The organism is Pantoea sp. SGAir0180 (genome assembly GCF_043546245.1).
This window is the reverse complement of the sequence record NZ_CP028071.1, coordinates 2,680,820-2,706,296: the sequence shown is the minus strand read 5'-3', so window position 1 is coordinate 2,706,296 and position 25,477 is coordinate 2,680,820. Positions and strand designations below refer to the sequence as shown.

General features: G+C 56.0%; 22 protein-coding genes and 1 pseudogene. 8 read left to right on the top strand and 15 right to left on the bottom strand.

What is annotated here, in order from left to right; genetic code table 11:
• Window positions 1-267 precede the first annotated feature (267 nt).
• Together adk and C1N58_RS12860 are read left to right on the top strand one after the other, a co-directional pair.
• Window positions 268-912 (top strand): adenylate kinase, encoded by a 645-nt coding sequence (gene adk, locus C1N58_RS12865; RefSeq protein ID WP_394564224.1) that lies wholly within the window; start codon window positions 268-270, stop codon window positions 910-912.
• A 368-nt stretch (window positions 913-1,280) separates the two neighbouring features.
• On the top strand, window positions 1,281-2,582 hold the full coding sequence (locus C1N58_RS12860) for an inosine/guanosine kinase (RefSeq protein ID WP_033738797.1): 1,302 nt from the start codon (window positions 1,281-1,283) through the stop codon (window positions 2,580-2,582).
• A gap of 67 nt (window positions 2,583-2,649) precedes the next feature.
• Here C1N58_RS12860 and ybaL read toward each other — a convergent pair whose 3' ends face one another.
• Window positions 2,650-4,344: a YbaL family putative K(+) efflux transporter gene (gene ybaL, locus C1N58_RS12855; RefSeq protein ID WP_205951349.1), complete on the bottom strand. Its 1,695-nt coding sequence runs from the start codon at window positions 4,342-4,344 to the stop codon at window positions 2,650-2,652.
• Window positions 4,345-5,102: 758 nt separating this feature from the next.
• Here ybaL and ushA point away from each other — a divergent pair.
• Entirely contained in the window at window positions 5,103-6,827 is a 1,725-nt protein-coding gene (gene ushA / locus C1N58_RS12850; protein ID WP_394564887.1) for a bifunctional UDP-sugar hydrolase/5'-nucleotidase UshA, read from the top strand.
• A 36-nt stretch (window positions 6,828-6,863) separates the two neighbouring features.
• On the opposite strand, the gene C1N58_RS12845 is transcribed toward ushA, so the two are convergent.
• Entirely contained in the window at window positions 6,864-7,295 is a 432-nt protein-coding gene (locus tag C1N58_RS12845) for a multidrug/biocide efflux PACE transporter (RefSeq protein WP_394549830.1), read from the bottom strand.
• 86 nt (window positions 7,296-7,381) lie between these two features.
• Here C1N58_RS12845 and C1N58_RS12840 point away from each other — a divergent pair.
• Window positions 7,382-8,251 (top strand): annotated as a pseudogene (locus tag C1N58_RS12840) (LysR family transcriptional regulator).
• On the opposite strand, the gene ybaK reads toward C1N58_RS12840, so the two are convergent.
• The 4 genes from ybaK to C1N58_RS12820 form a co-directional block, all read right to left on the bottom strand.
• On the bottom strand, window positions 8,248-8,727 hold the full coding sequence (ybaK, locus tag C1N58_RS12835) for a Cys-tRNA(Pro)/Cys-tRNA(Cys) deacylase YbaK (protein WP_006117912.1): 480 nt from the start codon (window positions 8,725-8,727) through the stop codon (window positions 8,248-8,250). The pseudogene C1N58_RS12840 and the gene ybaK overlap by 4 nt on opposite strands.
• Window positions 8,728-8,911: 184 nt before the next feature.
• Window positions 8,912-9,715 carry a TraB/GumN family protein gene (locus C1N58_RS12830; RefSeq protein WP_006117911.1) on the bottom strand — a complete coding sequence of 268 codons (804 nt, stop codon included), beginning with the start codon at window positions 9,713-9,715 and terminating at the stop codon, window positions 8,912-8,914.
• Between the two features lie 67 nt (window positions 9,716-9,782).
• Entirely contained in the window at window positions 9,783-12,299 is a 2,517-nt protein-coding gene (gene copA / locus C1N58_RS12825) for a copper-exporting P-type ATPase CopA (RefSeq protein WP_394564223.1), read from the bottom strand.
• A gap of 431 nt (window positions 12,300-12,730) precedes the next feature.
• Window positions 12,731-13,063 carry a seryl-tRNA synthetase class IIa gene (locus C1N58_RS12820; protein ID WP_033738713.1) on the bottom strand — a complete coding sequence of 111 codons (333 nt, stop codon included), beginning with the start codon at window positions 13,061-13,063 and terminating at the stop codon, window positions 12,731-12,733.
• Between the two features lie 400 nt (window positions 13,064-13,463).
• On the opposite strand from C1N58_RS12820, the gene cueR reads away from it, so the two are divergent.
• Window positions 13,464-13,880, top strand: a complete 417-nt coding sequence (gene cueR, locus C1N58_RS12815; protein ID WP_394564222.1) for a Cu(I)-responsive transcriptional regulator — start codon at window positions 13,464-13,466, stop codon at window positions 13,878-13,880.
• Here the strand turns inward: cueR and C1N58_RS12810 are convergent.
• From C1N58_RS12810 to tesA, 5 genes are all read right to left on the bottom strand, one after another.
• Entirely contained in the window at window positions 13,856-14,314 is a 459-nt protein-coding gene (locus C1N58_RS12810) for an NfeD family protein (RefSeq protein ID WP_033738715.1), read from the bottom strand. The two genes, cueR and C1N58_RS12810, sit on opposite strands and share 25 nt — an antisense overlap.
• Window positions 14,314-15,228, bottom strand: coding sequence for an SPFH domain-containing protein (locus tag C1N58_RS12805; RefSeq protein WP_006117865.1), 915 nt, complete (start codon window positions 15,226-15,228; stop codon window positions 14,314-14,316). The genes C1N58_RS12810 and C1N58_RS12805 overlap by 1 nt, the downstream gene beginning before the upstream one ends.
• 58 nt (window positions 15,229-15,286) lie before the next feature.
• Window positions 15,287-16,144: a co-chaperone YbbN gene (locus C1N58_RS12800; protein ID WP_394564221.1), complete on the bottom strand. Its 858-nt coding sequence runs from the start codon at window positions 16,142-16,144 to the stop codon at window positions 15,287-15,289.
• Between the two features lie 79 nt (window positions 16,145-16,223).
• Window positions 16,224-16,997: an SDR family oxidoreductase gene (locus tag C1N58_RS12795; protein ID WP_033738720.1), complete on the bottom strand. Its 774-nt coding sequence runs from the start codon at window positions 16,995-16,997 to the stop codon at window positions 16,224-16,226.
• Window positions 16,998-17,017: 20 nt separating this feature from the next.
• Complete coding sequence (tesA, locus tag C1N58_RS12790) at window positions 17,018-17,641, bottom strand: multifunctional acyl-CoA thioesterase I/protease I/lysophospholipase L1 (RefSeq protein ID WP_174250603.1); 624 nt, start codon at window positions 17,639-17,641, stop codon at window positions 17,018-17,020.
• Here tesA and ybbA point away from each other — a divergent pair.
• Both ybbA and ybbP read left to right on the top strand, forming a co-directional pair.
• Complete coding sequence (gene ybbA / locus C1N58_RS12785; RefSeq protein WP_058701138.1) at window positions 17,609-18,295, top strand: putative ABC transporter ATP-binding protein YbbA; 687 nt, start codon at window positions 17,609-17,611, stop codon at window positions 18,293-18,295. The genes tesA and ybbA overlap by 33 nt on opposite strands.
• Window positions 18,292-20,709, top strand: coding sequence for a putative ABC transporter permease subunit YbbP (ybbP, locus tag C1N58_RS12780; RefSeq protein WP_394550873.1), 2,418 nt, complete (start codon window positions 18,292-18,294; stop codon window positions 20,707-20,709). The genes ybbA and ybbP overlap by 4 nt, the downstream gene beginning before the upstream one ends.
• 43 nt (window positions 20,710-20,752) lie before the next feature.
• Here the strand turns inward: ybbP and purK are convergent, their stop codons facing one another.
• From purK to ppiB, 4 genes are all read right to left on the bottom strand, one after another.
• Complete coding sequence (purK, locus tag C1N58_RS12775) at window positions 20,753-21,817, bottom strand: 5-(carboxyamino)imidazole ribonucleotide synthase (RefSeq protein WP_039338460.1); 1,065 nt, start codon at window positions 21,815-21,817, stop codon at window positions 20,753-20,755.
• Entirely contained in the window at window positions 21,814-22,323 is a 510-nt protein-coding gene (purE, locus tag C1N58_RS12770; RefSeq protein WP_006117858.1) for a 5-(carboxyamino)imidazole ribonucleotide mutase, read from the bottom strand. Before purE ends, purK begins: the two co-directional genes overlap by 4 nt.
• A gap of 312 nt (window positions 22,324-22,635) precedes the next feature.
• On the bottom strand, window positions 22,636-23,352 hold the full coding sequence (lpxH, locus tag C1N58_RS12765) for a UDP-2,3-diacylglucosamine diphosphatase (RefSeq protein ID WP_164483032.1): 717 nt from the start codon (window positions 23,350-23,352) through the stop codon (window positions 22,636-22,638).
• Window positions 23,352-23,846: a peptidylprolyl isomerase B gene (gene ppiB / locus C1N58_RS12760; RefSeq protein WP_006117856.1), complete on the bottom strand. Its 495-nt coding sequence runs from the start codon at window positions 23,844-23,846 to the stop codon at window positions 23,352-23,354. The genes lpxH and ppiB overlap by 1 nt, the downstream gene beginning before the upstream one ends.
• Window positions 23,847-24,061: 215 nt before the next feature.
• Between ppiB and cysS the strand changes: the two genes are divergently transcribed.
• Window positions 24,062-25,447, top strand: a complete 1,386-nt coding sequence (gene cysS, locus C1N58_RS12755) for a cysteine--tRNA ligase (RefSeq protein WP_394549827.1) — start codon at window positions 24,062-24,064, stop codon at window positions 25,445-25,447.
• The last annotated feature ends 30 nt before the right edge of the window (window positions 25,448-25,477 follow it).

The following is a 25,477-nucleotide window of genomic DNA, read 5'->3' as shown; positions in this document are numbered from 1 at the left end:
AACCGGTGAGATCCTCACCGGTTTTTTTTGGCTGCAGCCTTCCTGCCTTCCGGCACCCATATTTGTTGCGCAACCGCCTTAAAAGCCCCATTGTACCCGCTACCAGTCCGAAAATGCCTTTTCACTGGTATCGCGCACTGCGATCGCTGGCTAAAGTCAGTACACTGATCTGCGTTGATCCGCCCCTTCCTTGTGGTGCGCGGATCATAATGGTATGTTCTTCCGCTTCTCAGATTCATCAATGCGATTCGCAAGGGGATTTACGCAATGCGTATTATTCTGCTCGGAGCTCCGGGCGCAGGTAAGGGGACTCAAGCCCAATTCATCATGGAGAAATACGGCATTCCGCAGATCTCCACTGGCGACATGTTGCGTGCAGCGGTTAAAGCGAGCACCGAACTGGGCAACCAGGCGAAAGCCATTATGGATGCCGGCAAGCTGGTTACTGATGAGCTGGTGATTGCGCTGGTTAAAGAGCGCATCGCCCAGGAAGATTGCAAAAACGGTTTCCTGCTTGATGGTTTCCCACGCACCATTCCTCAGGCTGACGCAATGAAAGAAGCCGGTATCAAAGTGGACTATGTGCTGGAGTTCGCTGTGCCGGATGAACTGATCGTTGAACGCATCGTCGGTCGCCGTGTTCATGCGCCATCAGGCCGTGTTTACCATGTCAAATTCAATCCACCGAAAGTGGAAGGCAAGGATGACGTGACCGGTGAAGAGCTGACCACGCGTAAAGACGATCAGGAAGAAACGGTGCGCAAACGTCTGGTGGAATACCATCAGCTAACCGCACCGCTGATTGCTTACTACAGCAAAGAAGCCGAAGCGGGTAACACTGAGTACCACAAAATCGACGGCACACGTAATGTGTCCGACGTGAGTGCAGAGCTGGCTAAAATTCTGGGCTAAGCAGAGAGGGGCCGGTACGACTGGCCCCTTTTGCTGTAGTGAATCTACCCATATTTTCCTGCGTTTTCCTTCTTCGTTGTCCTCTGAACGCCAGCCGCGCTTGTCGCAGACCGTTTTCTGGCCCTTGCTGCCTGACAGGTACGGAACCGCATTGCAGTCGTGCTGCATCCTCCTACAGGCTGTCATGAACCTGCAGGCGCCACGTCCCGGCGTTCATCAGATGGCCTGCCAGGAATATACGCTGACACGTCAGATGCGCCGGAGTCTGGCAGGGCGGGATGGGCGTGCTACGGATTCGCGCGCAGCGTTAAAGTCGTCGCAGAGAATATGATATGCTTCTCTGCCTGTTTTTCCTCACGGCAGTCACCATGAAATTTCCCGGCAAACGTAAATCCAAACACTATTTTCCCGTCAGCGCGCGCGATCCCCTTCTCCAGTCCTCGTCATTCGATAACGAAGACGGCAGTTGGGTAGTGGGCATCGATCAGACGTTGGTCGATATCGAAGCGAAAGTCGATGATGCCTTTCTGGTCCGCTATGGTCTGAGTGCCGGCCATTCGCTGGTCATTGACGATGCCGTGGCAGAAGCGCTGTACGCTGAACTGATGCGTGACGAACTGATTACTCACCAGTTCGCAGGCGGCACGATTGGCAACACGCTGCACAATTTCTCCGTGCTGGCGGACGACCGTTCCGTATTGCTGGGCGTGATGTGCAATAACATTCAGATTGGCGGTTATGCGTATCGTTACCTTTGTAATACGTCGAGCCGCATGGATCTTAACTATCTTCAGGGCGTGGACGGAGCGATTGGCCGCTGTTTCACCCTGATCGGCGATCAGGGCGATCGGACCTTTGCGATTAGCCCTGGCCAGATGAACCAGCTCAAAGCGGAAAGTGTGCCTGAGGACGTAATTGCGGGCGCTTCCGCGCTGGTTCTGACCTCGTATCTGGTGCGTTGCAAAGACGGTGAACCGATGCCACAGGCGACGCTGCAGGCTATCGAGTATGCAAAGCGCCACAACGTGCCGGTGGTGCTGACGTTAGGCACGAAACACGTGATAGGTGACAATCCTCAGTTCTGGCGTGATTTCCTGCGTGACCACGTGTCGATTGTGGCGATGAACGAAGAAGAGGCGCTGGCGCTGACGGGCGAGGCCGACCCGCTACTGGCCTCGGACAGGGCGCTGGAGTGGGTGGATCTGGTGCTGTGCACGGCAGGGCCGACCGGTTTATATATGGCGGGCTATACCGAAGACGAATTTAAGCGTAAAACCAACCATCCTTTGTTACCGGGCGCGATTGCTGAATTCAACCAGTACGAATTCAGTCGCGCAATGCGTAAACAGGATTGTCAGCAGCCGTTACGCATTTTCTCGCACATCGCGCCTTACATGGGCGGCCCGGAGAAGATCATGAATACCAATGGGGCAGGGGACGGCGCGCTGGCAGCGTTGCTGCATGACATTACGGCGAATAACTACCATCGCCGCAACGTACCTAACTCCAGTAAACATGCGCGTGCTTATCTGACCTATTCGTCGCTGGCGCAGGTCTGCAAATATGCTAACCGGGTCAGCTATCAGGTCCTGAATCAGCATTCGCCCCGACTGACGCGCGGTTTGCCTGAGCGTGAAGACAGCCTGGAAGAGTCCTACTGGGATCGTTAAGGCCGACAAGTCAGACGCCCCGCTGAATCTCTGAGAGTTCAGCGGGGCGACAGCCGTTTGGGATGGATTAGTGCTGGCCTTCGCGGACGGTTTTTTCTTCCCGCAGCGTTAGCTTTTCCTGTAACTTCTGAATAATACTGGCGGCAATTTCCCGCTCACCCATAACGACGTGGTTTGCACCGCGCTCCAGAATATACTCCACTTCATCGTCATAATGGGCATGCACGATAATATCGATATCAGCCTGCTTCTGTCGTGCTGCCGTCACAATTTCGCCTACCTCGTAGCCGTTAGGGATAGTGACTAACAGCCAACTGGCACAGTCCACCCGGGCCAGCGCCAGGGTATTGGCGCGGGCGGCATTCGCCAGCACCGCTCTGATCCCCTGATCCCGTAAGGCTTTTACGCGCGGGATGGAGCTTTCTACCACCACCACCGGAATATTCAGTTTGATCAGTTGCTCACACAGCAGGTTGCCGACGCGACCATAGCCAACGATGACCGCATGGTTGCAGACATCCACAGGAATCTCTTGTTCTTCTTCCAGCGCTTCTTCCAGCGTCTGCTGCTCCATCGTTTCATTTTTGGCGAGGTAACGCCCCAGCAGCGTAAACAGAACCGGATTGAGCATGATCGAAAGGATAGCGGCCGCCAGGACCAGATTTCGGCCTTCTTCATCAAGCAGGCCAAGTGAAATGCCCAGACCGGCAAGAATAAAGGCAAACTCGCCGATTTGCGCCAGACTCACCGAGATGGTCATCGCTGTCCGACGCGAATGACCCAGCAGCGAAACCAACAGCCAGGCGGCGGCGGATTTGCCGATGACGACAATCACCAACGCACCCAGCACGGCCAGCGGCTCTTTCACCAGGATCATGGGATCAAATAACATGCCGACAGAGACAAAGAACAGCACTGCAAAAGCATCCCGTAACGGCAACGTGTCACGGGCAGCGCGCTGACTTAACTCCGATTCATTCAGCACCATTCCGGCAAAGAACGCACCCAGCGCAAAAGACACGTCGAAGAACTCGACGGCGCCAAATGCGATGCCCAGCGCCAGCGCCAGGACAGACAGCGTAAACAGCTCGCGTGAACCCGTGGCCGCACTTTTCGCCAGAATCCAGGGGACCGCACGGCGGCCTACCACCATCATCAGCACCATAAAGGCGGCAACTTTGCCGATGGTCCAGAGCAGATCCCAGATCACCAGGCTGGCGCTGGCGTTGCCCTGTTCCATCATGCCCGCAATGGCGGGCAGCAAGACCAGCGTAAGCACCATCACCAGGTCTTCGACAATTAACCAGCCGATAGCAATTTGACCGCGCTGGCTTTCAATCAGCTGCCGTTCTTCTAACGCACGCAGCAACACCACAGTACTGGCGGTTGAAAGACACAAGCCAAACACCAGGCCGGTCATCCACGACCAACCCATCGCCCACGACATCAGCATTCCCAGCAAGGTGGCTACCGCGATCTGTGCAATCGCGCCGGGAATGGCTATCCGCTTTACCGACATCAGGTCCTTCAGTGAAAAGTGCAGACCGACGCCAAACATCAGCAGAATCACGCCCAGTTCGGCCAGTTCCGGTGCCAGATTCGTGTCTGCCACAAAGCCGGGTGTAAAAGGGCCGGCCATAACACCAGCAACAAGGTAACCCACCAGCGGAGAAATTCGTAACCGGTTAGCCAGCATACCAAGGAGGAAAGCCAGAACCAGTGCCCCGACAATAGTGGTGATCAGCGGTGTGGTGTGATGCATGCCTGTCTCCTTGGATGTAAATGTATCCGGTTGTAACAAATGAGTTTAATGCATATCAGGCGGCATCGCTGAATAATTTGTGGGATTATCAAAAGAAATTAGGGAAATAGGCGAAAAGTGCAAGATGAAGGCTGTTTTTCTCACTTATCGCAGTTATGGGTCGATACAACGGTCTGTTGCGTACGGTCATGAAGGAGTTTATTCATTCTAAATGACACAAGCGTGACGATAATGAGGTGAAAATGTGTTGGTAACAGCCTACAACCGCACTCAGGCAGCGATTTGCCTGCTCCCTTTGCTTCGTTGGCCTCTGTGCGTCGGGGCGGTCGGATAGGCGGCTGACCTGATGGCATGAAAGCGGGTGATAAAACAGCAAACAAAACAGTCTGTTATTTAGCATTGGCTCAGCCAGCCTTGTCTGCGCGCGCGAAGGCCATCTTGACGAAATGCACTGTTAAAAACAGAGTAATACATAAATTTAACACAGGGCGAATCACACCAGCGAAAGTAGCTAAAAATTAACAAGCTGATTGTTCCTTCTGCTTAACATTGCGCCTTCATGCATAACAGTGATGACAAAATCAGACCCTGTCCTGCGCTGAACAACCTGCGATAATGACCGGACGACGCGCGATAAACTTGAGTTAACACAGGGAATGTGCGACACAAAAGGGCGCTGACGATCGGCAAGAATCATTATTCAAAGGAGAGAGGCTGTGGTGTTATCTCGATGGGCGGGTGCGGGTCTGACCGGGGCGATGTTGCTCTCATCACTGTTTACTCAGGCTGCCGTGCCTGACCGGAGTTACCGTTTCAGCATTTTGCACACCAACGATCTGCACGGCCATTTCTGGTTTGATGAGCAGGGCGAGTACGGTCTGGCGGCACAAAAAACATTAATAGATACCGCACGCTACGATATTCAGGCCAAAGGCGGTGGTGCACTGATTTTGTCGGCCGGAGATGTCAACACTGGCGTGCCGGAATCGGATGCCCTGGATGCCGAACCTGATATCCGTGGCATGAACCTGATTGGTTACGATGCCATGACGCTGGGCAACCATGAATTCGATAAACCCCTCGCCGTGCTGCGGAAACAGGAAAAATGGGCCAAATTTCCTTTTCTGGCCGCGAATGTTTATCAAAAAAGCACAGGTAAACGTCTGTTTAAACCCTGGGCGATGTTCCGGCGCATGGGGCTGAAGATTGCGGTTATCGGGTTAATCACGCCGGATACCGCCCGCCTGACCAACCCTGAACAGTTAACGGATATCGAATTCCGTGACCCGGTAGCCGAAGCCGTAAAGGTTGTGTCTGAACTACGCGCCAAAGAAAAACCGGATGTGATCGTGGCGCTGACCCATCTTAGTCATTATGACGACGGCAAACACGGCAGTAACGGGATTGATGATGTGACGCTGGCGCGCAGGTTGCCTGCGGGCACCCTCAATATGATCGTAGGGGGGCATTCGCATGACGCGGTCTGTATGGAAAAAGAGAATGTGAGCCGCAAAGATTACCAGCCGGGTCAGCCCTGTCAGCCTGACCGGCAAAATGGCGTCTGGATTATGCAGGCGGAAAAGTGGGGAAAATATGTCGGACGTGGCGATTTTACCTACCGCAATGGCGAGGTTACCCTGGCGTCGTATCAGCTCATCCCGGTTAACCTCAAACATAAAATCAAAAATCTCGATGGCAGCGAATCCTGGCTGACCTGGCAGGAAGAGATCCCCAAAAACACGGCTATGATGAAATTACTGACGCCGTTTCAAAAACGCGCTGAAGCGACGTTGCAGGTGAATGTCGGGCGCGTCAACGGGGTGTTTTCCGGCGAAAAAGAAACCGTGCGCGTTCAGCAAAGCAGCCTCGGGCAGCTCATCCTGCGGGCGCAGATGGCCGCGACCCAGGCCGACTTCGCCGTGATGAGCGGCGGCGGAATTCGGGCCTCGCTCAAACCAGGGCCCTTAGCGTGGCGCGATTTGCTCCAGGTCCAACCCTTTGCCAATCAGGTCGTTTCCGTCACGCTGAGTGGGGCGGAAATTAAACGCTATCTGGCGGTGGTGGCGAATATCGAACCGGGTTCAGGCGGTTATGCCCAGTTTGCAAATGTCAGTCTGACCGCGAATGGCAGCGGCGTGAGTAAAGTCACGATCAACGGACAGCCGCTGGATGACACCAAAACTTATCGGATGGCGACTAACAGCTTCAATGCGGCGGGCGGCGATGGCTATCCCCGTATTGATTCACATCCGGGTTATGTCAACAGTGGCAACGTTGACGCCGTGGTGCTGCGTGACTGGGTCAGTAAACATTCGCCGCTGAATGCCAGCGACTACGTGCCTCGCGATAAGGTGATTTACCAGACGGCAACGGCCCAGGATGCATTGAAAGACGCGAAAGAAACGGTGCCCGCGCGTCGTTATCCCAAAATGATTTTGGCATGGATACAACACTGGAACGGGGAACGTGCAGCACCGCGTTAAATCACCGGGGAGGCGCTTCGTCTCCCCGGTGCCTTGTCAGGCGCGGCAGGCCTTACGGTTGAACCAGTGCGACCGCAGTTTATCCCACACCAGGTTATAGACGAAGGTGTAGGGCAGAAAGAACAGAAAAAACGCCACTTCGATCATAAAGGCCTGCCATAACGAAATCTCCAGCATCCAGGCGGCCAGCGGAAGCCCTATCAGGATAAAGCCGCCCTCAAATCCCAGAGCATGCAGCACACGAACCCACGCACTGCGTTTCTGACGAGGCGGATACCAGCGATCAAACACGCTGTTGTACATCATATTCCAGAGCATCGCGACCGTGGACAACATGATGGCCAGTGCGCCCATCTGAAACAGCGGTTTATCCATCATCCAGGCTGCCAGCGGGGCAATGGTGAGGATGGCCAGACCTTCAAACAGGCTGGCATGTAAGATGCGCTCGGTGAGTGAATGGGTTTGCATGTCAGTCTCCTTAGTTCAGGTGCCTATTTTCCCATGGCATCATGCTAAGATAAAATGATCATCTATCGATAAAAGCGATGGTTCACATGCGTTACTCTCCTGAATCCCTGGAAGCCTTTGTGCAAACGGTAGCCAGTGGCTCGTTTTCTGCCGCCGCGCGCGCCTTAAACAAAAGCCAGTCCACCATCAGCGTGGCTGTGGTTAACCTGGAAGACGATCTGGGTTTTGCCTTATTTGACCGGCGCGGTCGTCAGCCGCAACTGACCGAACAAGGGCGACGCGTCTTACCGCAGGTTCAGCAGATTCTTGCCGCCAGTGAGCGACTGGATGCGCTGGCAACGCGCCTGTCCGAGGGAATCGAACCGCGGCTCAGCGTGGCGGTATCTGACTTCTGGCAAACGCACTACCATCAGCGCCTGCTCAGGCAATTTGACAGGCGCTATCCGGAGGTGGAGCTGGAAGGCATCGCGGCGGAAGATGACGATGTCGTCGAACTGTTGCAAACCGGGCGCGCGCAGATCGGCGTGATTCGTGCCCAGCCGACGCTCCCGGCTGACATCGCGGTCGCCCGCCTGCAGGTCGATGCTGAGTTAGGGATTTACCTGCACCGGGATCATCCTCTGGCGCAGGAAGCGACGGTGAATGAAAGCCAGCTTGACCCCCTTCGTCACCTTCGTCTCAATACCTGAACCGAACGCCGCGCCCCCACTTTTCAGGGCCGGGCCTGGTCTGCTCAGACATATTATGTGCTGCTTGAAATGGCGGAACAGGGCTTTGGCTGGAGCATTTTGCCGCGCTGGCTGGTGAAACAGTTTGGACATGGTGTCTTAAAGGAATTGCCTGTCGCCGGGTGGCCGCAGCGCATCGCCGTAGAAGTGGTCTGGTCGCGCCGCCATCCGCCCGGCCCGGCCGGGCGCTGGATGATTGATGAACTCTGCGCTCTGCAACCGGCTTAATCGCGTCGGGCAATGTCTGCCAGCGGGGCATCCAGAAGACGGGACAAATCCTGCGGGCTGAGTTCAATATCCAGTCCGCGTTTACCGCCAGAAATGAACAGCGTGGCAAAGTCGTTGGCTGAGTGGTCAATCACCGTCGGCAGACGCTTTTTTTGCCCCAGCGGACTGATGCCGCCGATCAGATAACCCGTAATCCGCTGCGCCAGCAGGGGATCGGCCATCTCCGCTTTTTTTGCCCCGAGAGCCTTAGCCACCTTTTTGAGATCAAGCTGCGTTGCCACGGGCGTCACCGCCACGGCCAGCTGCTTTGCATCGCCGTTCAGCGCTACAAGCAACGTTTTATAGACCTGGCGGGCGTCCAGGTTAAGCTTACGTACCGCTTCATCGCCAAAATGCGTTTCGCTTGCGTCATGCTCATAAGGGTGCAGTGTGAAGCTGACTTTTTGTTTTTCCAGCAGTTTTACCGCAGGCGTCATAATGGCCTCTGATTCAGAAAAATCTTATTACGTTTTATTGAAAGATAAATGTGGCGAAATAATGTGCTTTAGGCGAGAATTGCCACGCGCCAGCAACTGGGTTGTTGAGCGATAACTAAAATCATTAACACATTCCTCTTTGAAGAGCCGATATGACTGTCGGCTCTCTTTTTTTTATCCCTGATTACTCCGCCCGTAGCAGGGCTGGCAGATTGTTCTCACCATATAAATGCAGTGCGCCGACGGCCACCACATAACGTCCCGCGGGCAACGTTTGTAATCGCCCGCGCCACTCACGGTTGCGCTGGCTAATCAGCGTGTCATTGAGCGTCTGACTGAACGTCGCCGGTAAGGCGATTTGCGGTTCGCGGGGCGGGCTTTCCAGCCACCAGCTCACCATCGTCTGCAACATGCGCGCGTTGGTGTGCCAGTGCGTCAGCGTATCCTGCAGCAGCGCCATGCCGTTATCGGGCAGCGACTTTAACAGGGTGATTTGCGCGTCTGCGCCCTCAAGCTCAATCACGGGTTTTTGCAGTGAACGTGCCGCCTGAAGCAACTGATAATCAATGCCGTAATCCGGGCGCAATCCCAGCCGCTGGGCCTGACGGGCCTGCAGCATCAACGCAATTTGCCAGGCCGGTGACGTATCAAACTGCGTCAGGGACAAACCGGTCTCATTGCATAACGCGTCCAGCTTCGCCAGCGTGCCTTCATCCATACGCACCGACAGCGGCGGGCATACTTCGGTGTCATCAAATGGCGAACCGCCCTGAGTAATATCCGCTTCCACTACCAGGGCATCGGCATTTTGCAACTGTTGTAGCAGCCGCACTGGCAGAGGCTGCATATCGCGCGTGCCCATATGAATGCTTCCCACCAGATGAAACTGGCATGCTCCCGACCGGATATCGACGGCCGGCCACCGGTAGCTGGTGGGAAAAAGGGGCGCCATCCAGTTACGCAAACGTTGCCAAAGGCTCGCAGTCATTCCCTGTCCTTACTGTGTTAAAGACACCATGCTAGCGGGATCCGGCGGCGAAAAACAGAGGCGGCCGTTAAGGCTTCTTGCGCGGTGTGAAGCGCAGTAGCCGGTTAGCATTGCTGACGACGGTAATCGATGAGAGTGCCATCGCCGCGCCGGCAACAATCGGGCTGAGTAACAACCCCGTGAAGGGATAGAGCACGCCCGCAGCTAGCGGAATACCGATAATGTTGTAGATAAAGGCACCAAACAGGTTCTGACGGATATTCCTGAGTGTGGCGGATGCAATCGCTAAGGCATCTGCCACGCCATGCAGATCGTCACGTAGCAACGTTATCGATGCGCTTTCCACCGCCACATCACTGCCGCCGCCCATGGCTATGCCGACATCCGCCTGAGCCAGCGCGGGTGCATCATTAATCCCATCGCCGATCATGGCGACCTGACGGCCTTGCTGCTGCAACTGGCTGATCGCATCGGCTTTACCTTCCGGCAAAACACCCGCAATCACTTCATCCATGCCCACGTCATCAGCAATAGCGCGGGCGGTATTCTCATGGTCCCCGGTCAGCATAATCAACCGGTAACCTGCCTGATGCAGCCGTTGCAGCGCTTCACCCGCCTCCGGCCGCAGAGTATCACGCAGGCTAATCAGGCCAGTAAGCTTCCCGTCTTCAGCCAGTAAAACCGGCGTTGCGCCCTGGCGGGTTAGTCTCTCCGTTTCTTCCTGTGCCGCCTGGCAATCCACACCGTGCTCGCTTAACAGGCTGACATTACCCAGGACAAGTTGTCTGCCGTTAAGAATGCCACTCACCCCTTTGCCGCGTATTGTACGAAATTGCGAAATCTCAGGCTTCTCGCCAGCGCCGTCCTCTGCCACGATAGCTTTCGCCAGTGGATGCCCTGACGCCTGTTCCAGTGCCGCAGCGGCAGAGAGCACGGCATCGCGGGTGCTGCCCTGCCAGGTGATAACCTCGGTGACCTGCGGGGCACCTTGGGTAAGCGTGCCCGTTTTATCAAACACCAGCGTGTCGATATGACTTGCGCGTTGCAATGCATCGGCATCCCGCACCAGCACACCGTATTCAGCAGCGCGTCCGGTGCCCGCGATAATCGACATCGGTGTTGCCAGACCCAGCGCACAGGGACAGGCGATGATCATGACGGTGGTGGCCACAACCAGCGCATAGGCCAGTTGGGGCTGTGGACCCACCAGGTACCAAATCAGCGCACTCAGCAAGGCAATAACCACGACCACCGGTACGAAGACCGCAGAGATACGATCCGCAAGACGGCCAACCTCAGGTTTGCTGCTCTGCGCTTTACGTACCAGCTGAATAATTCGTGCCAGCGCGGTATTGCCGCCAGTCGCCTGCGCAATAAAGCGAACGGTCCCGTCCTGCACCAGCGTACCGGCAAACAGGCGATCGCCCTGTGTTTTGGATTGGGGAACCGCTTCGCCAGTCAGCATTGCTTCGTCACACCAGGCTTCGCCTGACTGTACCTCGCCGTCTACGGGGATACGATCGCCTGCGACCAGTCGCAGGATCATACCGGGCTCTACCGCGCTGACGGGCATAAGCGTCTCACCTTGTTCCGTGATGACATTGGCCTGTGCGGGCGTAAGATCCAGCAGCCGTTCCAGGGCGCGTGAGGCACGCTGGCGCGCGCGTTGTTCAAGCGCATGGCCCAGATTGATCAGGCCCAGAATCATCACGCTGGCTTCAAAATAGAGATGGCGCGCCTGCGGCGGGAAAAAGTCAGGCCAGACGACCACGCTGAAGGAGTAACTCCAGGCGGCCGCCGTTCCCAGCGCCACCAGCGTATCCATGGTGGCGCTGCGGTTAAGGAGACTGCGCCAGGCGCTGCGGTAGAAGTGGCCACCCGCCCCGATCATTACCAGCAGGGTGAGCATCCCGAGGACCAGCCAGGTGGTTCTGTTCGCGGCAGTGAGCATCATATTGTCGCCCATCATGCCCCATACCATCAGCGGCACGCCCAGCAGCAGCGCGACGCCTGCCTGCCAGCTAAAGCGACGCAGGGCGCGACGGGCGCTGGTTTGCTGCTTTTCACGCCGCTGCTGCTCGTCGTCAACCACTTCCGCACCGTAACCGGCCGCATCCACGGCAGCGACCAGCTGCTGTGGCTCAACATGGCCCATGACCAGCGCGCTTCGCTCGGCAAGATTAACGCGTGCCTGCTGTACACCGGCAACCTGTTCAAGGGCTTTTTCAACCCGGCTGACGCAACTGGCACAGCTCATGCCGTCAATAAGCAGGACGTAAGCAGGCAATGCTTCGGTTGCCGGCAGGGAAGAGGACTCCGTTGTCAGCGCCTCCGGCGGCGGCTCTGATGCTGTCAACGGCTCAGGCTTTGGGCACGCGCCTTCAGGTTTCAGCGTTGCATGATAGCCCGCCTGTTCGACAGTGGCGATGAGCGAAGTGACCTCGGCGCTGCCAGAAATGCTGGCTTCCTGTTGGGTGACCTCGGCCTGTTCAACATCGTCGCGCTGCTCAAGCGCCTCTTTTACGCGTTTAACGCAATGGCCGCAGGATAATCCGTCCAGTGCCAGGATAACCGTATTTGACATCGTTGACTCCTTGGTTGGTGTGGCGGAGTGAGTAGTCAGAAGTGACTGTGACTAAGGATAAACCTTCCATCAAGGGGAAGGTCAAATACAGGCTGTTAAAAGGGACAGAATGCCAGAATGGGTGGGTAAAAAATGTGCAGCCCGTGTCGCGGGTGGGGGTGGAAAAGCAAAAAGCCCCGGGTTATCCGCGGGGCTTTTATGCATCGTTTCGGCGTCAGACGAGCTGTGTGCCAACTAACCCGAATCGGATTATCTGAGCGGCGAGCCTTTGCCGGGGTTGCGCAGCAGGGCGCCTTCAGGGCCTGTCCGCTTCACTGTCAGACTTAATCGTTAATGATGGTCACGATACAGGGTTTTTTACGCGTTATCGCGGGGTGACGCACTGGCGCATTTAACGCAAAAAATACTGTACAACACCGCTGTGACGTCCATCATCCCTTCGGTCTTGTGAAGAGGACCAGTATGCCCAGAATAATGTCGCCAATCACCCAAATGCCGCCAATAGCCATGACACCTAAACCGGCACCGATCGCAGCACCCGCTCTTTCCGCATCAGAAGCCGCGTTGTTGACCACCTCGCCGCTTCCACTTAATCCGGCAACAAGGCAGTAGATCATGAGAATGTTGAACAGGATGAAAGCCCATTTGATGACTTTGCCAAAGAACGAACGGCGTGGTTTTCTGAGCTGTTTGGCACATGACGGACAACGTAATGCTGAATCACTTACTTCCTTATGACACTCCGGGCAGCTGACTAAAGCCATAATCACTCCTTAATTTATGTGATTAACAGTTACAAATGGGCGGCATTTTATAAGATTTTTACGCATTGACAATATTTATATGTCTGTTTTTTATGGCTTTGATTTAAGTGCCGTGCTTGTGCACGAGCAGCCTGGGGCAGAGGAAGAGCTGCCAACGTAAGCAACATAAGGGAAACAGGAATCAACGCGCGGTCTCTGAAGCCTGACGATGAGCAGGCTCAGACCTCAGAAACGGGGTGATGTGCGCTATAGTTTCTCAGGAAAGCGGGTCAACATAGTGAAGTGAAACCAGGGTGATAAGGCAGAGGCTAAACAGGTAAACTGAGTATTAAGCCAGCAGCGTGCAAACGTTGTTTTCATCATCCCGCTAACTGTTAAGGGGAAGGGCAGGGAATCCATTATGAATATTAGTGCCGTAGCGAAAAAGACCGGACTGACCAGCAAGGCTATTCGTTTTTATGAGGAGAAGGGCGTCGTGACGCCCCCGTTGCGCGGGGATAATGGTTACCGGCATTACAATACGCATCATCTTGATGAGCTGAATCTGCTGCGCCAGGCGCGCCAGGTTGGCTTTACGCTGGATGAATGCCGCGAACTGGTTGCGCTGTTTAACGATCCTGAGCGTCACAGCGCCGATGTGAAGGCGCGTACGCTGCAAAAAGCCGATGAGATTACTGCGCATATTGAAGAGTTGCACGCCATGCGCGCACGTTTGCTGGCGCTGGCGGCAGCCTGTCCGGGCAACGACAGTGCAGACTGCCCCATCATTAATGATCTGGCAGGTTGCTGCCGTCAGGCTGACGGCAAACGTGGCTGAATACGTAGCGTGATGCCTTCAACGGCCACGATGACCACTTCGGTTCCGGCAGGCAAATTGTGTTCGGCCTGAACGCGCCAGCTGCTGTCACCGATGCGCACATGTCCGATACCGTTTTGCAGCGTCTGTTCCAGCGTCAGGTGTAAACCAATCATCTGACTGCCGCGCTGATTCAGTGAACTGGGCTGCTGCTGACGTTCGCGGTAGCGCAGCCAGCGAGACCATAAAAATACGCTGACCAGTGTGAACAGGGCAAACAGCATCCCTTGTGCGGCCCAGTTCATGGGGAGAAACCAGACTACAAGGCCAACCAGCATCGCGGCCAGCCCGCTCCAGAGCAGATAACCACTGGTACCCAGCATCTCAGCCGCCAGCAGTAAGCCGCCCAGCGTCAGCCAGAATCCGTGCGGATGCGCCACAATTTCGCTGAGCATCAGCGCGTTGACTCGCTACGGGTTTCTTTTAACAACTCACTGATACCGCCAACGGCGCCCATCAGGCTGCTGGCATCCAGCGGCATCATCACCACTTTACTGTTGCTGGATTCGCCAATTTTTTGCAGCGCGTCGGTATATTTCTGCGCCACAAAGTAGTTCACGGCCTGGATATTGCCTGAGGCAATGGCGTCCGACACCATTTTTGTCGCACGGGCTTCCGCTTCGGCCTGGCGCTCACGCGCTTCTGCCTGAAGGAAAGCTGACGTTCTTTCCCCTTCCGCTTTCAAAATCTGGGCCTGTTTCTCTCCCTCCGCGCGCAAAATCTCTGCCTGACGCACGCCCTCCGCCGTTAAAATATCGGCACGTTTGGTGCGTTCGGCCTTCATTTGCGCATTCATAGCACCGATCAGCTCCTGCGGCGGCCGGACATCGCGGATTTCGATACGGGTGATTTTTACGCCCCAGGGATTGGTGGCTTCGTCCAGAATATGCAGCAGGCGCGTATTAATGCTGTCACGCTGGGACAGCATCTCGTCAAGTTCCATGCTGCCCAGCACGGTGCGCATATTGGTCATAGTGAGATTGAGGATAGCCAGTTCAAGATTACTGACTTCATAGGCAGCCCGTGCCGGATCGATAGCCTGAACAAAACAGACGGCGTCGATGGTCACGTTCGCATTATCTTTGGAGATGATCTCCTGGGAGGGAATATCCAGCACCCGTTCCATCATGTTGATCTTATGCCCGATACGATCCATGAAAGGCACGACCAGACTCAGGCCGGGCTGCAGTGTACGGGTATAACGACCAAAGCGTTCAACTGTCCACTGGTAACCTTGCGGCACAATTTTCACGCCGGACCAGACAATGACCAGTGCGACCAGGATAAGAACGGGAATAACCGTGAACATATAACCTCCGGGTTGTCAGCGTGACGGGCCAAGTCGTTCGGCCCGTTTTCTGCTTACCTCAGTAAAGCAGGGAGTAAAGCTGGCGGCGGTAGCGTGCAGCGAGGGCGTCGCCGGTGCCTAATGCAGCCAGAATCTCCTGCAACATTTTACGCGCCTGGCCATCTGCAGCATTCAGATCGCGTTTGATAAAACTAAATAACAGTTCCAGCGCTTCTTCATTGCGTCCGACCTGATGCAGCTGAAGCGACAGTTTGGTTGCCAGTTCGGCGTTGTCCGGATCGCTTTCCAGCTGCGACTGCAACTGCTGAATTTCTGGCGTGTCAGCGGCCTGTTTCAGCAGGTCGATCTGCGCGACCAGGCTTTGATAACGGGTGTCCTGATCCTGCAGGGGAACGGCCTTTAAGACGGTTTCAGCTTCGTCGCTACGATTTAACGTAATCAGCACTTCTGCCAGCAGAAAGCCGATTTCGCTGTCTTTATTACTGAGCTGCCAGGCGTCTTTCAGCAGCGGCAGCGCATCCAGCGGTTTGCCTTCCTGCATCAGCGCCATCGCCTGTTGGGCTTTTAGCTCTTCTTCGCGCGGCAGCACTTTTTCCAGCAGGGCGCGCACGGCCTCTTCTGGCTGCGGCCCCTGGAAGCCATCGACGGGCTGGCCATTCTGGAACAGGTAAACCGTGGGAATGGAGCGTAACCCAAACTGCGAGGCAACCCGTTGTTCCTTGTCACAATCCAGTCTGGCAAGAATAAACTGGCTTGCATATTCCTGCGCCAGGCGTTCCAGCAGTGGCGTCAGTTCCTGACAGTGTTGGCTGCGATCCGACCAAAAGTAGAACAGCACCGGAATCTGCATTGACTGCTCAAGGGTCTGATGCAGGTTGGATTCGTTAATGTCGATAATCGAAGCGTGTGGTGACATGACTAAGTCTCTTTGCAGAAAATGTTTAAAGAATATGGGGCCGACCGACCCGGCTTCAAGTTGTATTCGCGGATTCGCCTCACTGACTGCGAATTATGCGATCCAGTATCCAGCCAGGCAGCAGACGTTTCAACAGGCTCATGATATGCGCGACCAGCGTCACCGGATAACGCAGGCGAGGATGGTTGCTCTCCAGTGCGTGGCGCAGTTTGGGTAAAATGGCCTCAGGTGGTAATGTAAAACGTGCCGCAAGGCCCGGATTTTGCACCGGATTATCCTGCTCGCCCTGAGTAACATTATCCGTGAAGCGGGTATGAATGGGACCCGGTTCGATTAAACTGACACGCACGCCACTGGTATGCAGTTCCATACGTAACGCGTCGCTCCAGGCTTCCAGCGCGTATTTACTGGCCGCATAAGCGCCGCGGCCCGGCGTCGAAATAATGCCCAGCACCGAGCTGGTATTAATGATTCGGGCATTGCCCCAGGCCTTTAAGGCCGGGAGCAGGCGCAGGGTGAGCTGATGAGTGCCGAACACATTGCTGGAAAACTGCTTTTCCAGTTGCTGGCGCGTCAGGGTATTTAAGGGACCATAGGTGCCAAATCCCGCATTGTTAAACAGCGCAAACAGTCGGCCATGCGTCAGCGCCAGTACCCTGTCGGCAGCGCGATCAACGCTGTCAGGATCGTCCAGATCCAGCTGCAGCCCTGTGAATCCCAGGCTGTCCATCCGTGCGACATCGTCGGCTTTACGACAGGCTGCGATGACGTGATAGCCGCGTGCCAGCAGATCTTTGGCGGCGACCAGACCAATCCCGCTGGAGCAGCCCGTTATCAAAATGGTTTTTTGCATGCGTTACCTTTTTTGCACAACTACTGCTTAACTAAGGGAGCCAGCTCTTTTGCCATCAGGTCGGCGATAAACGGTTGGGCATCAGGATTGGGGTGAATCCCATCCTGCTGCATCCATTCCGGTTTCAAATAAACCTGCTCCATAAAAAAGGGCACTAAAGCAATGTCGTACTGTTTTGCCAGTTGCGGATAAATATCGCGGAAGGCATCAGTATAACGGCGGCCATAGTTCGCGGGTAAACGTATCTGCATCAGAATCGGTTTTGCCTTTGCGGCTTTCACCTGATCGATGATGGTGCCCAGCGTTTGCGCCACGTCTTTGGGAGGAAAGCCGCGCAGACCGTCATTACCGCCCAGTTCGATTAACACCCACTGCGGCTGATGTTGTTTTAATAGGGCAGGTAAGCGTGCCAGCCCTTGTGCGGCGGTATCGCCACTGATACTGGCATTCACGACGCTGGGCTGCTGCTGCCACTGTTTATTCAGCAGGCTGGGCCAGGCCTGACTGGCTGACATTTGATAGCCTGCGCTCAAGCTGTCACCCAGCACCAGCAACGTATCGGCCGCAGCAAGACGGGACACCAACAGACAGCACAATAACAGGAAAGGATAATGCCAGCGGAAAACATTCTTGAAGTTCATCATCTTACTAAGTCCGTGGGTCAGGGAGAGCATCAGTTAACCATCCTTACCGGAGTTGAGTTAGTTGTCAAACCAGCAGAAACGATAGCCCTGATTGGCGAGTCAGGATCCGGTAAATCTACCTTGCTGGGCATTCTGGCCGGGCTGGATGACGGCAGCGAAGGTGAAGTGCATCTGTTGGGGCAGCCGTTACATCACATGAACGAAGAACAGCGTGCCGCGTTGCGCGCGAAGCAGGTCGGGTTCGTGTTCCAGTCATTTATGCTGGTGCCCACGCTCAACGCGCTGGAAAACGTCCAGTTACCTGCACTGCTGCGCGGTGAGAGCGATCGGCAGAGCCGCGATCAGGCGCGCGATCTCCTGACGCAGTTAGGCCTGGCCGGGCGTTTACAGCATCTGCCTGCGCAGTTATCCGGCGGCGAACAACAACGCGTTGCGCTGGCGCGGGCGTTCAGCGGCCGTCCGGGGCTGCTGTTTGCCGATGAACCCACAGGCAATCTGGATCGCCACACCGGCGATCGCATTGCCGACCTGTTATTTTCCCTCAATCGCGATTTTGCCACGACGTTAATTCTGGTTACCCACGATGCGCAGCTGGCGGCGCGTTGTGACCGCCGTTTGCGTCTGCGCGAGGGAAAATTATGGGAGGAAAAATGATCTGGCGGTGGTTCTGGCGTGAGTGGCGCTCGCCCTCATTATTGATCGTCTGGCTGGCGTTAATGCTGGCTGTCGCCTGTGTGCTGGCGCTGGGATCGATTAGCGATCGCATGGAAAAGGGGCTGAGCCAGCAGAGCCGGGATTTTATGGCAGGCGATCGCACGTTGCGCAGCAGCACGGCGGCGCCGGCGGCATGGCTGGATAAAGCCCGCGAAACGGGGTTATTAGTCAGCCGACAGTTAAGCTTTATGACCATGACTTTTGCCGGTCAGACACCGCAGTTGGCTGCGGTGAAAGCCGTAGAAAACACTTATCCGATGTTTGGTGAGCTGAAAACGCAGCCGCCAGGCCTGAAGCCCCAGCCCGGTACCGCGCTGGCCGCGCCGCGTTTAATGGCACTGTTTAATCTGCACGTCGGCGATGAACTGGATGTGGGCGATACCACGCTACGTATTACGGGTGAGATTATCCAGGAGCCAGATGGCGGTTTTAATCCGTTTGAGATGGCCCCGCGTTTACTGATTAACCTGGCTGACGCGGATAAAACCGGTGCCATCCAGCCCGGCAGTCGCCTCACCTGGCGCTATAAATTCGCAGGCAAGCCTCAGCAACTGGACACGTATGACCGCTGGATAACGCCACAGATTAAAACCGGGCAGCGCTGGATCAGTATTGAAAATTCGGAAGACGCGCTGGGCCGCTCCATGCAGCGTGCCCAGCAGTTTTTGCTGTTATCTGCTCTGTTAACGCTGATGCTCGCCATTGCCGCGGTGGCGGTCGCCATGAGTCACTACTGCCGCAGCCGCTACGATCTGGTGGCCGTGCTGAAAACGCTGGGTGCCACGCGCGGCGCGTTACAACGATTGATCATCGGTCAGTGGCTGGCGGTGTTGCTGCTGGCCGCCCTGGCCGGTGGCGCAGTCGGTCAGGTGGTTGAAGCCATCCTGATGGCGATGTTGAAACCGGTGCTGCCGGCGTCTCTGCCAGCGGCCAGCCTGTGGCCGTGGGTGTGGGCGATCGGTTCGCTGTTTATGATTTCCCTGCTGGTGGGATTACGTCCTTACCGCTTGCTGCTGGCGACGCAGCCGTTACGCGTGTTGCGACGCGATGCCGTTGCCGCCGTCTGGCCGCTGAAAATCTATCTGCCCGCGATGGGCTTACTGGTGGTGGCGCTGCTGGAGGTACTGGTCGGCGGCAGCAAAATGCTCTGGGCACTGCTGGCGGGCGTAATGGTGCTGGCAGGGCTGCTGGCCCTGCTCGGCTGGGGCACATTACTGCTTCTGCGTCGTTTGTCCGTACGTAATCTGGCGCTGCGGCTTGCCATTAATCGTTTACTGCGTCAGCCTGCTATGACGCTGAGTCAGCTTGCCGCCTTTTCCCTGTCGTTTATGTTACTGGCGTTGCTGCTGGTGATGCGGGGTGATCTGCTGGATCGCTGGCAGCAGCAGTTGCCCGCAGACAGCCCGAACTTTTTCCTGCTGAACATCACGGCGGAGCAGATTCCGCAGGTGCGTGAGTTTCTGCAGTCGCATCAGGTTAAACCTGAAACCTTTTACCCGATTGCGCGCATGCGCCTGAGTGAGATTAACGGTCAGCCTGCCGATCCCGCACGGGACAACGCGCTGAACCGCGAACTGAATCTGACTGCGCTGGCAACGCTTCCCGATCATAATCCGCTTGTCGCGGGGAGCTGGCCGCCGAAAGCCGGAGAAGTGTCCATGGAGGTGGCGCTGGCCGATCGCCTGGGGGTAAAACCGGGCGACAGTTTGACCTTTGAGGGCGATACGCAGCGGTTCAGCGCCAAAATCACCAGTCTGCGAAAAGTGGACTGGGAAAGCCTGCGCCCCAATTTCTTCTTTATTTTTCCCCCCGGCGCGCTGGACAGCCAGCCGCTGACCTGGCTGACCAGTTTCCGTCTGGACAACCGTGCCGCATTACTGGCGCAGCTTAACCGCACATTCCCCACGCTGAGTCTGCTGGATATCGGCAGTATCCTGCGTCAGATTGGACAGGTTCTGACCCAGGTCAGCCAGGCACTGGAAATCATGGTAGTGCTGGTCACGGCCTGCGGTGTATTGCTGCTCATGGCGCAGATTCAGGTGGGGATGCGCCAGCGCCGACAGGAACTGGTCGTCTATCGCACGCTGGGCGCGGGCAAACGTCTGCTGCGCACTACGTTGTGGTGTGAATTTGCGCTGATTGGCGTCGTCTCGGGCATTGCGGCGGCGCTCGGTGCTGAGGCCGCACTCTGGGCATTGCAGCGTAAAATCTTTGATTTTCCGTGGCAACCCGACTGGACATTGTGGCTGGCCTTACCGCTGGGCGGCGCGCTCTTACTGTCGCTCTGTGGTGGCTGGCTGGGCGTGCGTTTGTTGAAAGGCAATGCGTTGTTCAGGACGTTTGACGCGACGTAAAACCGACCGGGCGCGATGATACTGCGCCCGGTCGTGAACAGATTTACAGCTTGGCTGCTGCCCAGCGAATACCGCTGGCATACCCGGCAGGTAACAGCGGCAACAAGGCCTGCAAGGCGGCAGCGAGACGGCTCTGGTCGCTGTCGGTCAGGTTGAGGTGACCGACTTTGCGTCCTTCACGCACCGCTTTGTCGTACCAGTGCAAATGCACCAGCGGCTGCTGGAGCCAGTCAGTATTTAACGCTGTGCCAATCAGGTTAACCATCACTGAGGGCGCAATGACCACGGGCTGTGGCAGAGCCAGACCCAGAACAGCGCGCAGGTGAAGTTCAAACTGACTGATTGAGGCCCCGTTCTGAGTCCAGTGCCCGCTGTTGTGAACGCGAGGCGCCAGTTCGTTAATCAGCAATCCCTGCGGCGTGACAAAGCATTCCATGGCCATGACGCCGACGTAGTTCAGCTCGTGCAGGATGGCGCTTAACATCGCCTCAGCCTGCTGTTGCTGCGCGGCATCTGCCTGCGGGAACGCAACGCTGGTACGCAGAATGCCTTCTTCATGCAGATTATGTGTCAGCGGATAAAATACGGTGCTGCCATCATGGCCGCGCGCGCCGACCAGCGACACTTCCCCCGAGAAGTTAATGCCTTGTTCGACAATGCATTCACCGTAACAGTCGTCGGGTAACGTATCGGTTTCACCGGCACGTAACCGCCATTGACCACGACCGTCATAACCGCCCGTGCGGCGCTTAACAATAGCCAGTTCGCCCAACGTTTTGAAAACGTGCGGCCATTCACCTTTATCCGCCAGCAGTTGCCAGGGGGCAGTCGCCAGACTGAGCTGATCCAGCAGCTGTTTTTGCGTCAGACGGTCGGCCAGCCGCGGGAAAATATCGCGATTCACAAAGGCCGGGTGGCTCGCGAGTTCGCGCGTCAGTGCCGTCTCGGGCCAGCGTTCGATCTCAGCCGTAATCACGCTCCCGGCGATAGGCAGGGTAGCGGGGTCGGCATCCAGGCCAACCGGATGCACGGCAATGCCCATAGGCTCGCCCGCCTGACGTAACATACGGCCAAGCTGTCCGTTACCCAGTACGCAAACCGGCTTCATGCTTCCTCCCGCGGGTCCGGATTGTCCAGTACCTCATCGGTCTGTGACTGACGCCAGGCGGCCAGACGTGACGCCAGCGCGCTGTCATGAATCGCCAGAATCTGCGCCGCCAGCAGGGCTGCGTTAGCGGCGCCCGCTTTGCCAATGGCCAGCGTGCCGACCGGAATGCCGCGTGGCATTTGCACAATCGAGTAGAGGCTGTCGACGCCGCTCAGCGCGGCGCTCTGTACCGGCACACCGAGTACCGGCAGCAGGGTCTTGGCAGCCAGCATCCCTGGCAAATGCGCCGCGCCACCGGCACCGGCAATAATCACCTGAAAACCGTTGTCCGCTGCGGTTTCCGCAAAGCTAAACAGTTTATCCGGGGTACGGTGCGCTGACACCACTTCCACATGGAAGGGTACGTCCAGGCTGGTAAGGATTTCCGCAGCGAACTGCATGGTGGACCAGTCACTTTTGGAACCCATAACAACTGCGATGCGGGCCGGGGCGGCATTCGACGACATGCGGTCAACTCCTGTGAATAAAAACACACCTGACCAGGCGGACAGGTTTTGAAGGGCACAGAGAATACCATGAGAAAGGCGCAAGGAAAACGGTTGCGTCGGGCGGGTTAGCGTCAGACGATAAGCTTATCGCATCAGGAATGCATACGGCCTGAGTGAGACAACTCGGCTCACCGCAGGGCGGGGAAGGCAGGCGGCAGGGCGTGAACGCGTTTCACTATGCTGGCCTGCCGCCCGTTCGCACAGTCCCCGGGTACCTTGCGCCGCTCGACGGGCCTCAGCGCAGGTGTGCAACGCGATGTCACCGGACGACTAAAAATCGAAGTCGATGAGCTGGATGCCGTTTGCATCCAGTTGGATCATTGATCCCCGGCTGTGCCAGGCACCCAATACCGCGCGCTGTGCGGGGGCTCCGTTCAGCGACACATCATGGATAGCGGGGCGGTGCGTATGACCATGAATCAGTAAAGGCACCTGCTGACGTACCATCGCATCGACCACGGCCTGTTGATTGACATCCATAATCTCCAGCGACTTATGCTGGTTGGCCTGTTTACTGTTGGCGCGCATCCGTGCCGCAATCCGTTTACGAATAAACAGCGGCAGCGTCAGGAACAGACGTTGAATCCAGAGATTATGCACTTTCGCCCGGAACTGCAGATAACCCGCATCGTCGGTGCACAACGTATCGCCATGCATAATCAGAAGTCGGTGACCATAAAGCGTCAGAACCTGCTCCTCGGGCAATAAGGTCATGCCGCTGGCGCGGGCAAAGCGTTTGCCGATCAGAAAATCGCGGTTGCCGTGAATAAAAAAGACCGGCACGGGCAGGGCATGAAGGGCGCTGGCAACCTGTTGATGCAGCGGATTAGGATCGTCATCACCGATCCAGGCTTCGAACAGATCGCCCAGAATATAAAGCGCGTCGCAGTGGGGCGCTTCGCGCTGCAAAAAATGCAGAAAACCGGCGGTAATCGCCGGTTCTTCCTGACACAGATGGAGATCTGCGATAAACAGCGTGCGCGACATTACTCGCTAACGGTCACTTTCTGAATGATGACGTCATCTTTCGGTACGTCCTGATGCATACCGCTGCGACCAGTTGAAACCGCTTTGATTTTCTCTACCACGTCCATCCCTTCAACCACTTCAGCAAATACACAGTAACCCCAGCCCTGCAGGCTTTCGTCACGGAAGTTCAGGAAGTCGTTGTCCGCCACGTTGATGAAGAACTGTGCGGTCGCAGAGTGCGGCGCAGAGGTACGGGCCATGGCCAGCGTGCCTTTGGTGTTTTTCAGACCGTTGTTGGCTTCGTTACGGATCTCTTCTTTGGTGGCTTTCTGCTTCATGCCAGGCTCAAAACCGCCGCCCTGAATCATAAAGCCGTTAATCACACGGTGGAAAATGGTGTTGTCGTAGAAACCTTCACGGCAGTAATCCAGGAAGTTCTTTACGGTTGCGGGCGCTTTGTCATCGAAGGTCTTGATCACGATATCGCCATGGTTAGTCTGGAAAGTTACCATTTTTTTCGTCCTGTAAAGGTTGTCGTCAGTAGCATAGGGTGTGCTTTTAAGCGCACACGCCTTTTTCTCGAACGTTCTTATATCATAATTTCCGATAATACGTCAGCCAGGCAGCGCAGTTGGCTTGCTTTGCGTCGCGTGACAGATAAAAATACGGCACAATGACAGGATACTCAAAACGGTGCGTTACGCACGCCTCACTACGGAAACCCCCAATGCTGAAGATTTACAACACCCTGAGTCGACAAAAAGAGGAATTCACCCCTATTCATGCTGGCAAAATCGGCATGTATGTCTGCGGCATCACGGTGTATGACCTCTGTCACATTGGGCACGGGCGCACGTTTGTGGCCTTCGACGTGGTTTCGCGCTATCTGCGCTACGTCGGTTATGACGTCAATTATGTGCGCAACATTACCGACATTGATGACAAAATCATCAAACGAGCCAATGAGAACGGCGAGAGCATCGAAACGCTGACCAACCGTATGATCGGCGAAATGCACAGCGACTTCGATGCGCTGGGGATTTTACCGCCGGATGTGGAGCCGCGTGCCACGCGCCATATTCCTGACATCATTGCGCTGGTGGAAACGCTGATTGCCCGCGGTCACGCCTATGTCGCGGATAACGGCGATGTCATGTTTGATGTCCTGAGCGATGTTGATTATGGCGCACTGTCGCGTCAGGATCTGGAGCAGCTACAGGCAGGTGCGCGTGTAGAGGTTGCCGACGTGAAACGTAACCCGATGGATTTCGTGCTGTGGAAAATGTCCAAAGCGGACGAACCTTCATGGCCATCGCCGTGGGGCAACGGTCGTCCGGGCTGGCACATTGAATGTTCGGCGATGAACTGCAAACAGCTGGGTGCGCACTTTGATATTCACGGTGGCGGTTCTGATCTGATGTTTCCCCATCATGAAAACGAAATCGCCCAGTCGACCTGTGCCCACGATGGTCCGTATGTGAATTACTGGATGCATTCCGGCATGGTGATGATTGACCGTGAAAAGATGTCGAAGTCACTGAACAACTTTTTCACCGTGCGCGATGTGCTACAGCATTATGATGCCGAAACCGTGCGTTACTTTCTGATGTCGGGCCACTATCGCAGCCAGCTAAATTATGGTGAAGATAACCTGAACCAGGCACGCGCCGCGCTGGAACGCCTTTACACCGCGCTGCGTCATACTGACCGCACCGTAGCGGCCAGCGGTGGCGAGGCGTTCGAAGCCCGTTTCCGCGAAGCAATGAACGACGATTTCAACACGCCAGAAGCCTATTCGGTGCTGTTTGATATGGCGCGTGAAGTGAATCGTCTGAAAGGTGAAGACATGACGGCCGCCAGTGCGCTGGCAGCAAAACTGCGTGAAATCGCCAATGTATTGGGGATTCTGCAACAGGAGCCGGAAGTGTTTTTGCAAAGCAGTGCCCAAGGCAATGACGATGAAGTGGCTGAAATTGAACACTGGGTCAAAGCCCGCGCCGATGCGCGTGCGGCGAAAGACTGGGCGCAGGCGGATGTGGCACGCGATAAGCTCAATGCGCTGGGCGTGATTGTGGAAGACGGCCCGCAGGGTTCCACCTGGCGACGTAAATAACACGCAACACAGGAGAGGGCGAGCAATCGC

Coding starts and splice junctions, on each gene's coding strand:
- C1N58_RS12805 (WP_006117865.1), bottom strand. CDS start 15,228: ATGTTCACGGTTATTCCCGTTCTTATCCTGGTCGCACTGGTCATTGTC.
- purE (WP_006117858.1), bottom strand. CDS start 22,323: ATGTCGTCGAATGCCGCCCCGGCCCGCATCGCAGTTGTTATGGGTTCC.
- C1N58_RS12845 (WP_394549830.1), bottom strand. CDS start 7,295: ATGCAAACCCATTCACTCACCGAGCGCATCTTACATGCCAGCCTGTTT.
- adk (WP_394564224.1), top strand. CDS start 268: ATGCGTATTATTCTGCTCGGAGCTCCGGGCGCAGGTAAGGGGACTCAA.
- copA (WP_394564223.1), bottom strand. CDS start 12,299: ATGTCAAATACGGTTATCCTGGCACTGGACGGATTATCCTGCGGCCAT.
- tesA (WP_174250603.1), bottom strand. CDS start 17,641: ATGATGAACTTCAAGAATGTTTTCCGCTGGCATTATCCTTTCCTGTTA.
- ushA (WP_394564887.1), top strand. CDS start 5,103: ATGTTGCTCTCATCACTGTTTACTCAGGCTGCCGTGCCTGACCGGAGT.
- C1N58_RS12800 (WP_394564221.1), bottom strand. CDS start 16,144: ATGTCACCACACGCTTCGATTATCGACATTAACGAATCCAACCTGCAT.
- C1N58_RS12860 (WP_033738797.1), top strand. CDS start 1,281: ATGAAATTTCCCGGCAAACGTAAATCCAAACACTATTTTCCCGTCAGC.
- purK (WP_039338460.1), bottom strand. CDS start 21,817: ATGAAGCCGGTTTGCGTACTGGGTAACGGACAGCTTGGCCGTATGTTA.
- C1N58_RS12795 (WP_033738720.1), bottom strand. CDS start 16,997: ATGCAAAAAACCATTTTGATAACGGGCTGCTCCAGCGGGATTGGTCTG.
- C1N58_RS12820 (WP_033738713.1), bottom strand. CDS start 13,063: ATGGCTTTAGTCAGCTGCCCGGAGTGTCATAAGGAAGTAAGTGATTCA.
- cueR (WP_394564222.1), top strand. CDS start 13,464: ATGAATATTAGTGCCGTAGCGAAAAAGACCGGACTGACCAGCAAGGCT.
- cysS (WP_394549827.1), top strand. CDS start 24,062: ATGCTGAAGATTTACAACACCCTGAGTCGACAAAAAGAGGAATTCACC.
- ybbA (WP_058701138.1), top strand. CDS start 17,609: ATGCCAGCGGAAAACATTCTTGAAGTTCATCATCTTACTAAGTCCGTG.
- ybbP (WP_394550873.1), top strand. CDS start 18,292: ATGATCTGGCGGTGGTTCTGGCGTGAGTGGCGCTCGCCCTCATTATTG.
- ybaK (WP_006117912.1), bottom strand. CDS start 8,727: ATGACGCCTGCGGTAAAACTGCTGGAAAAACAAAAAGTCAGCTTCACA.
- ppiB (WP_006117856.1), bottom strand. CDS start 23,846: ATGGTAACTTTCCAGACTAACCATGGCGATATCGTGATCAAGACCTTC.
- C1N58_RS12810 (WP_033738715.1), bottom strand. CDS start 14,314: ATGCTCAGCGAAATTGTGGCGCATCCGCACGGATTCTGGCTGACGCTG.
- lpxH (WP_164483032.1), bottom strand. CDS start 23,352: ATGTCGCGCACGCTGTTTATCGCAGATCTCCATCTGTGTCAGGAAGAA.
- C1N58_RS12830 (WP_006117911.1), bottom strand. CDS start 9,715: ATGACTGCGAGCCTTTGGCAACGTTTGCGTAACTGGATGGCGCCCCTT.
- ybaL (WP_205951349.1), bottom strand. CDS start 4,344: ATGCATCACACCACACCGCTGATCACCACTATTGTCGGGGCACTGGTT.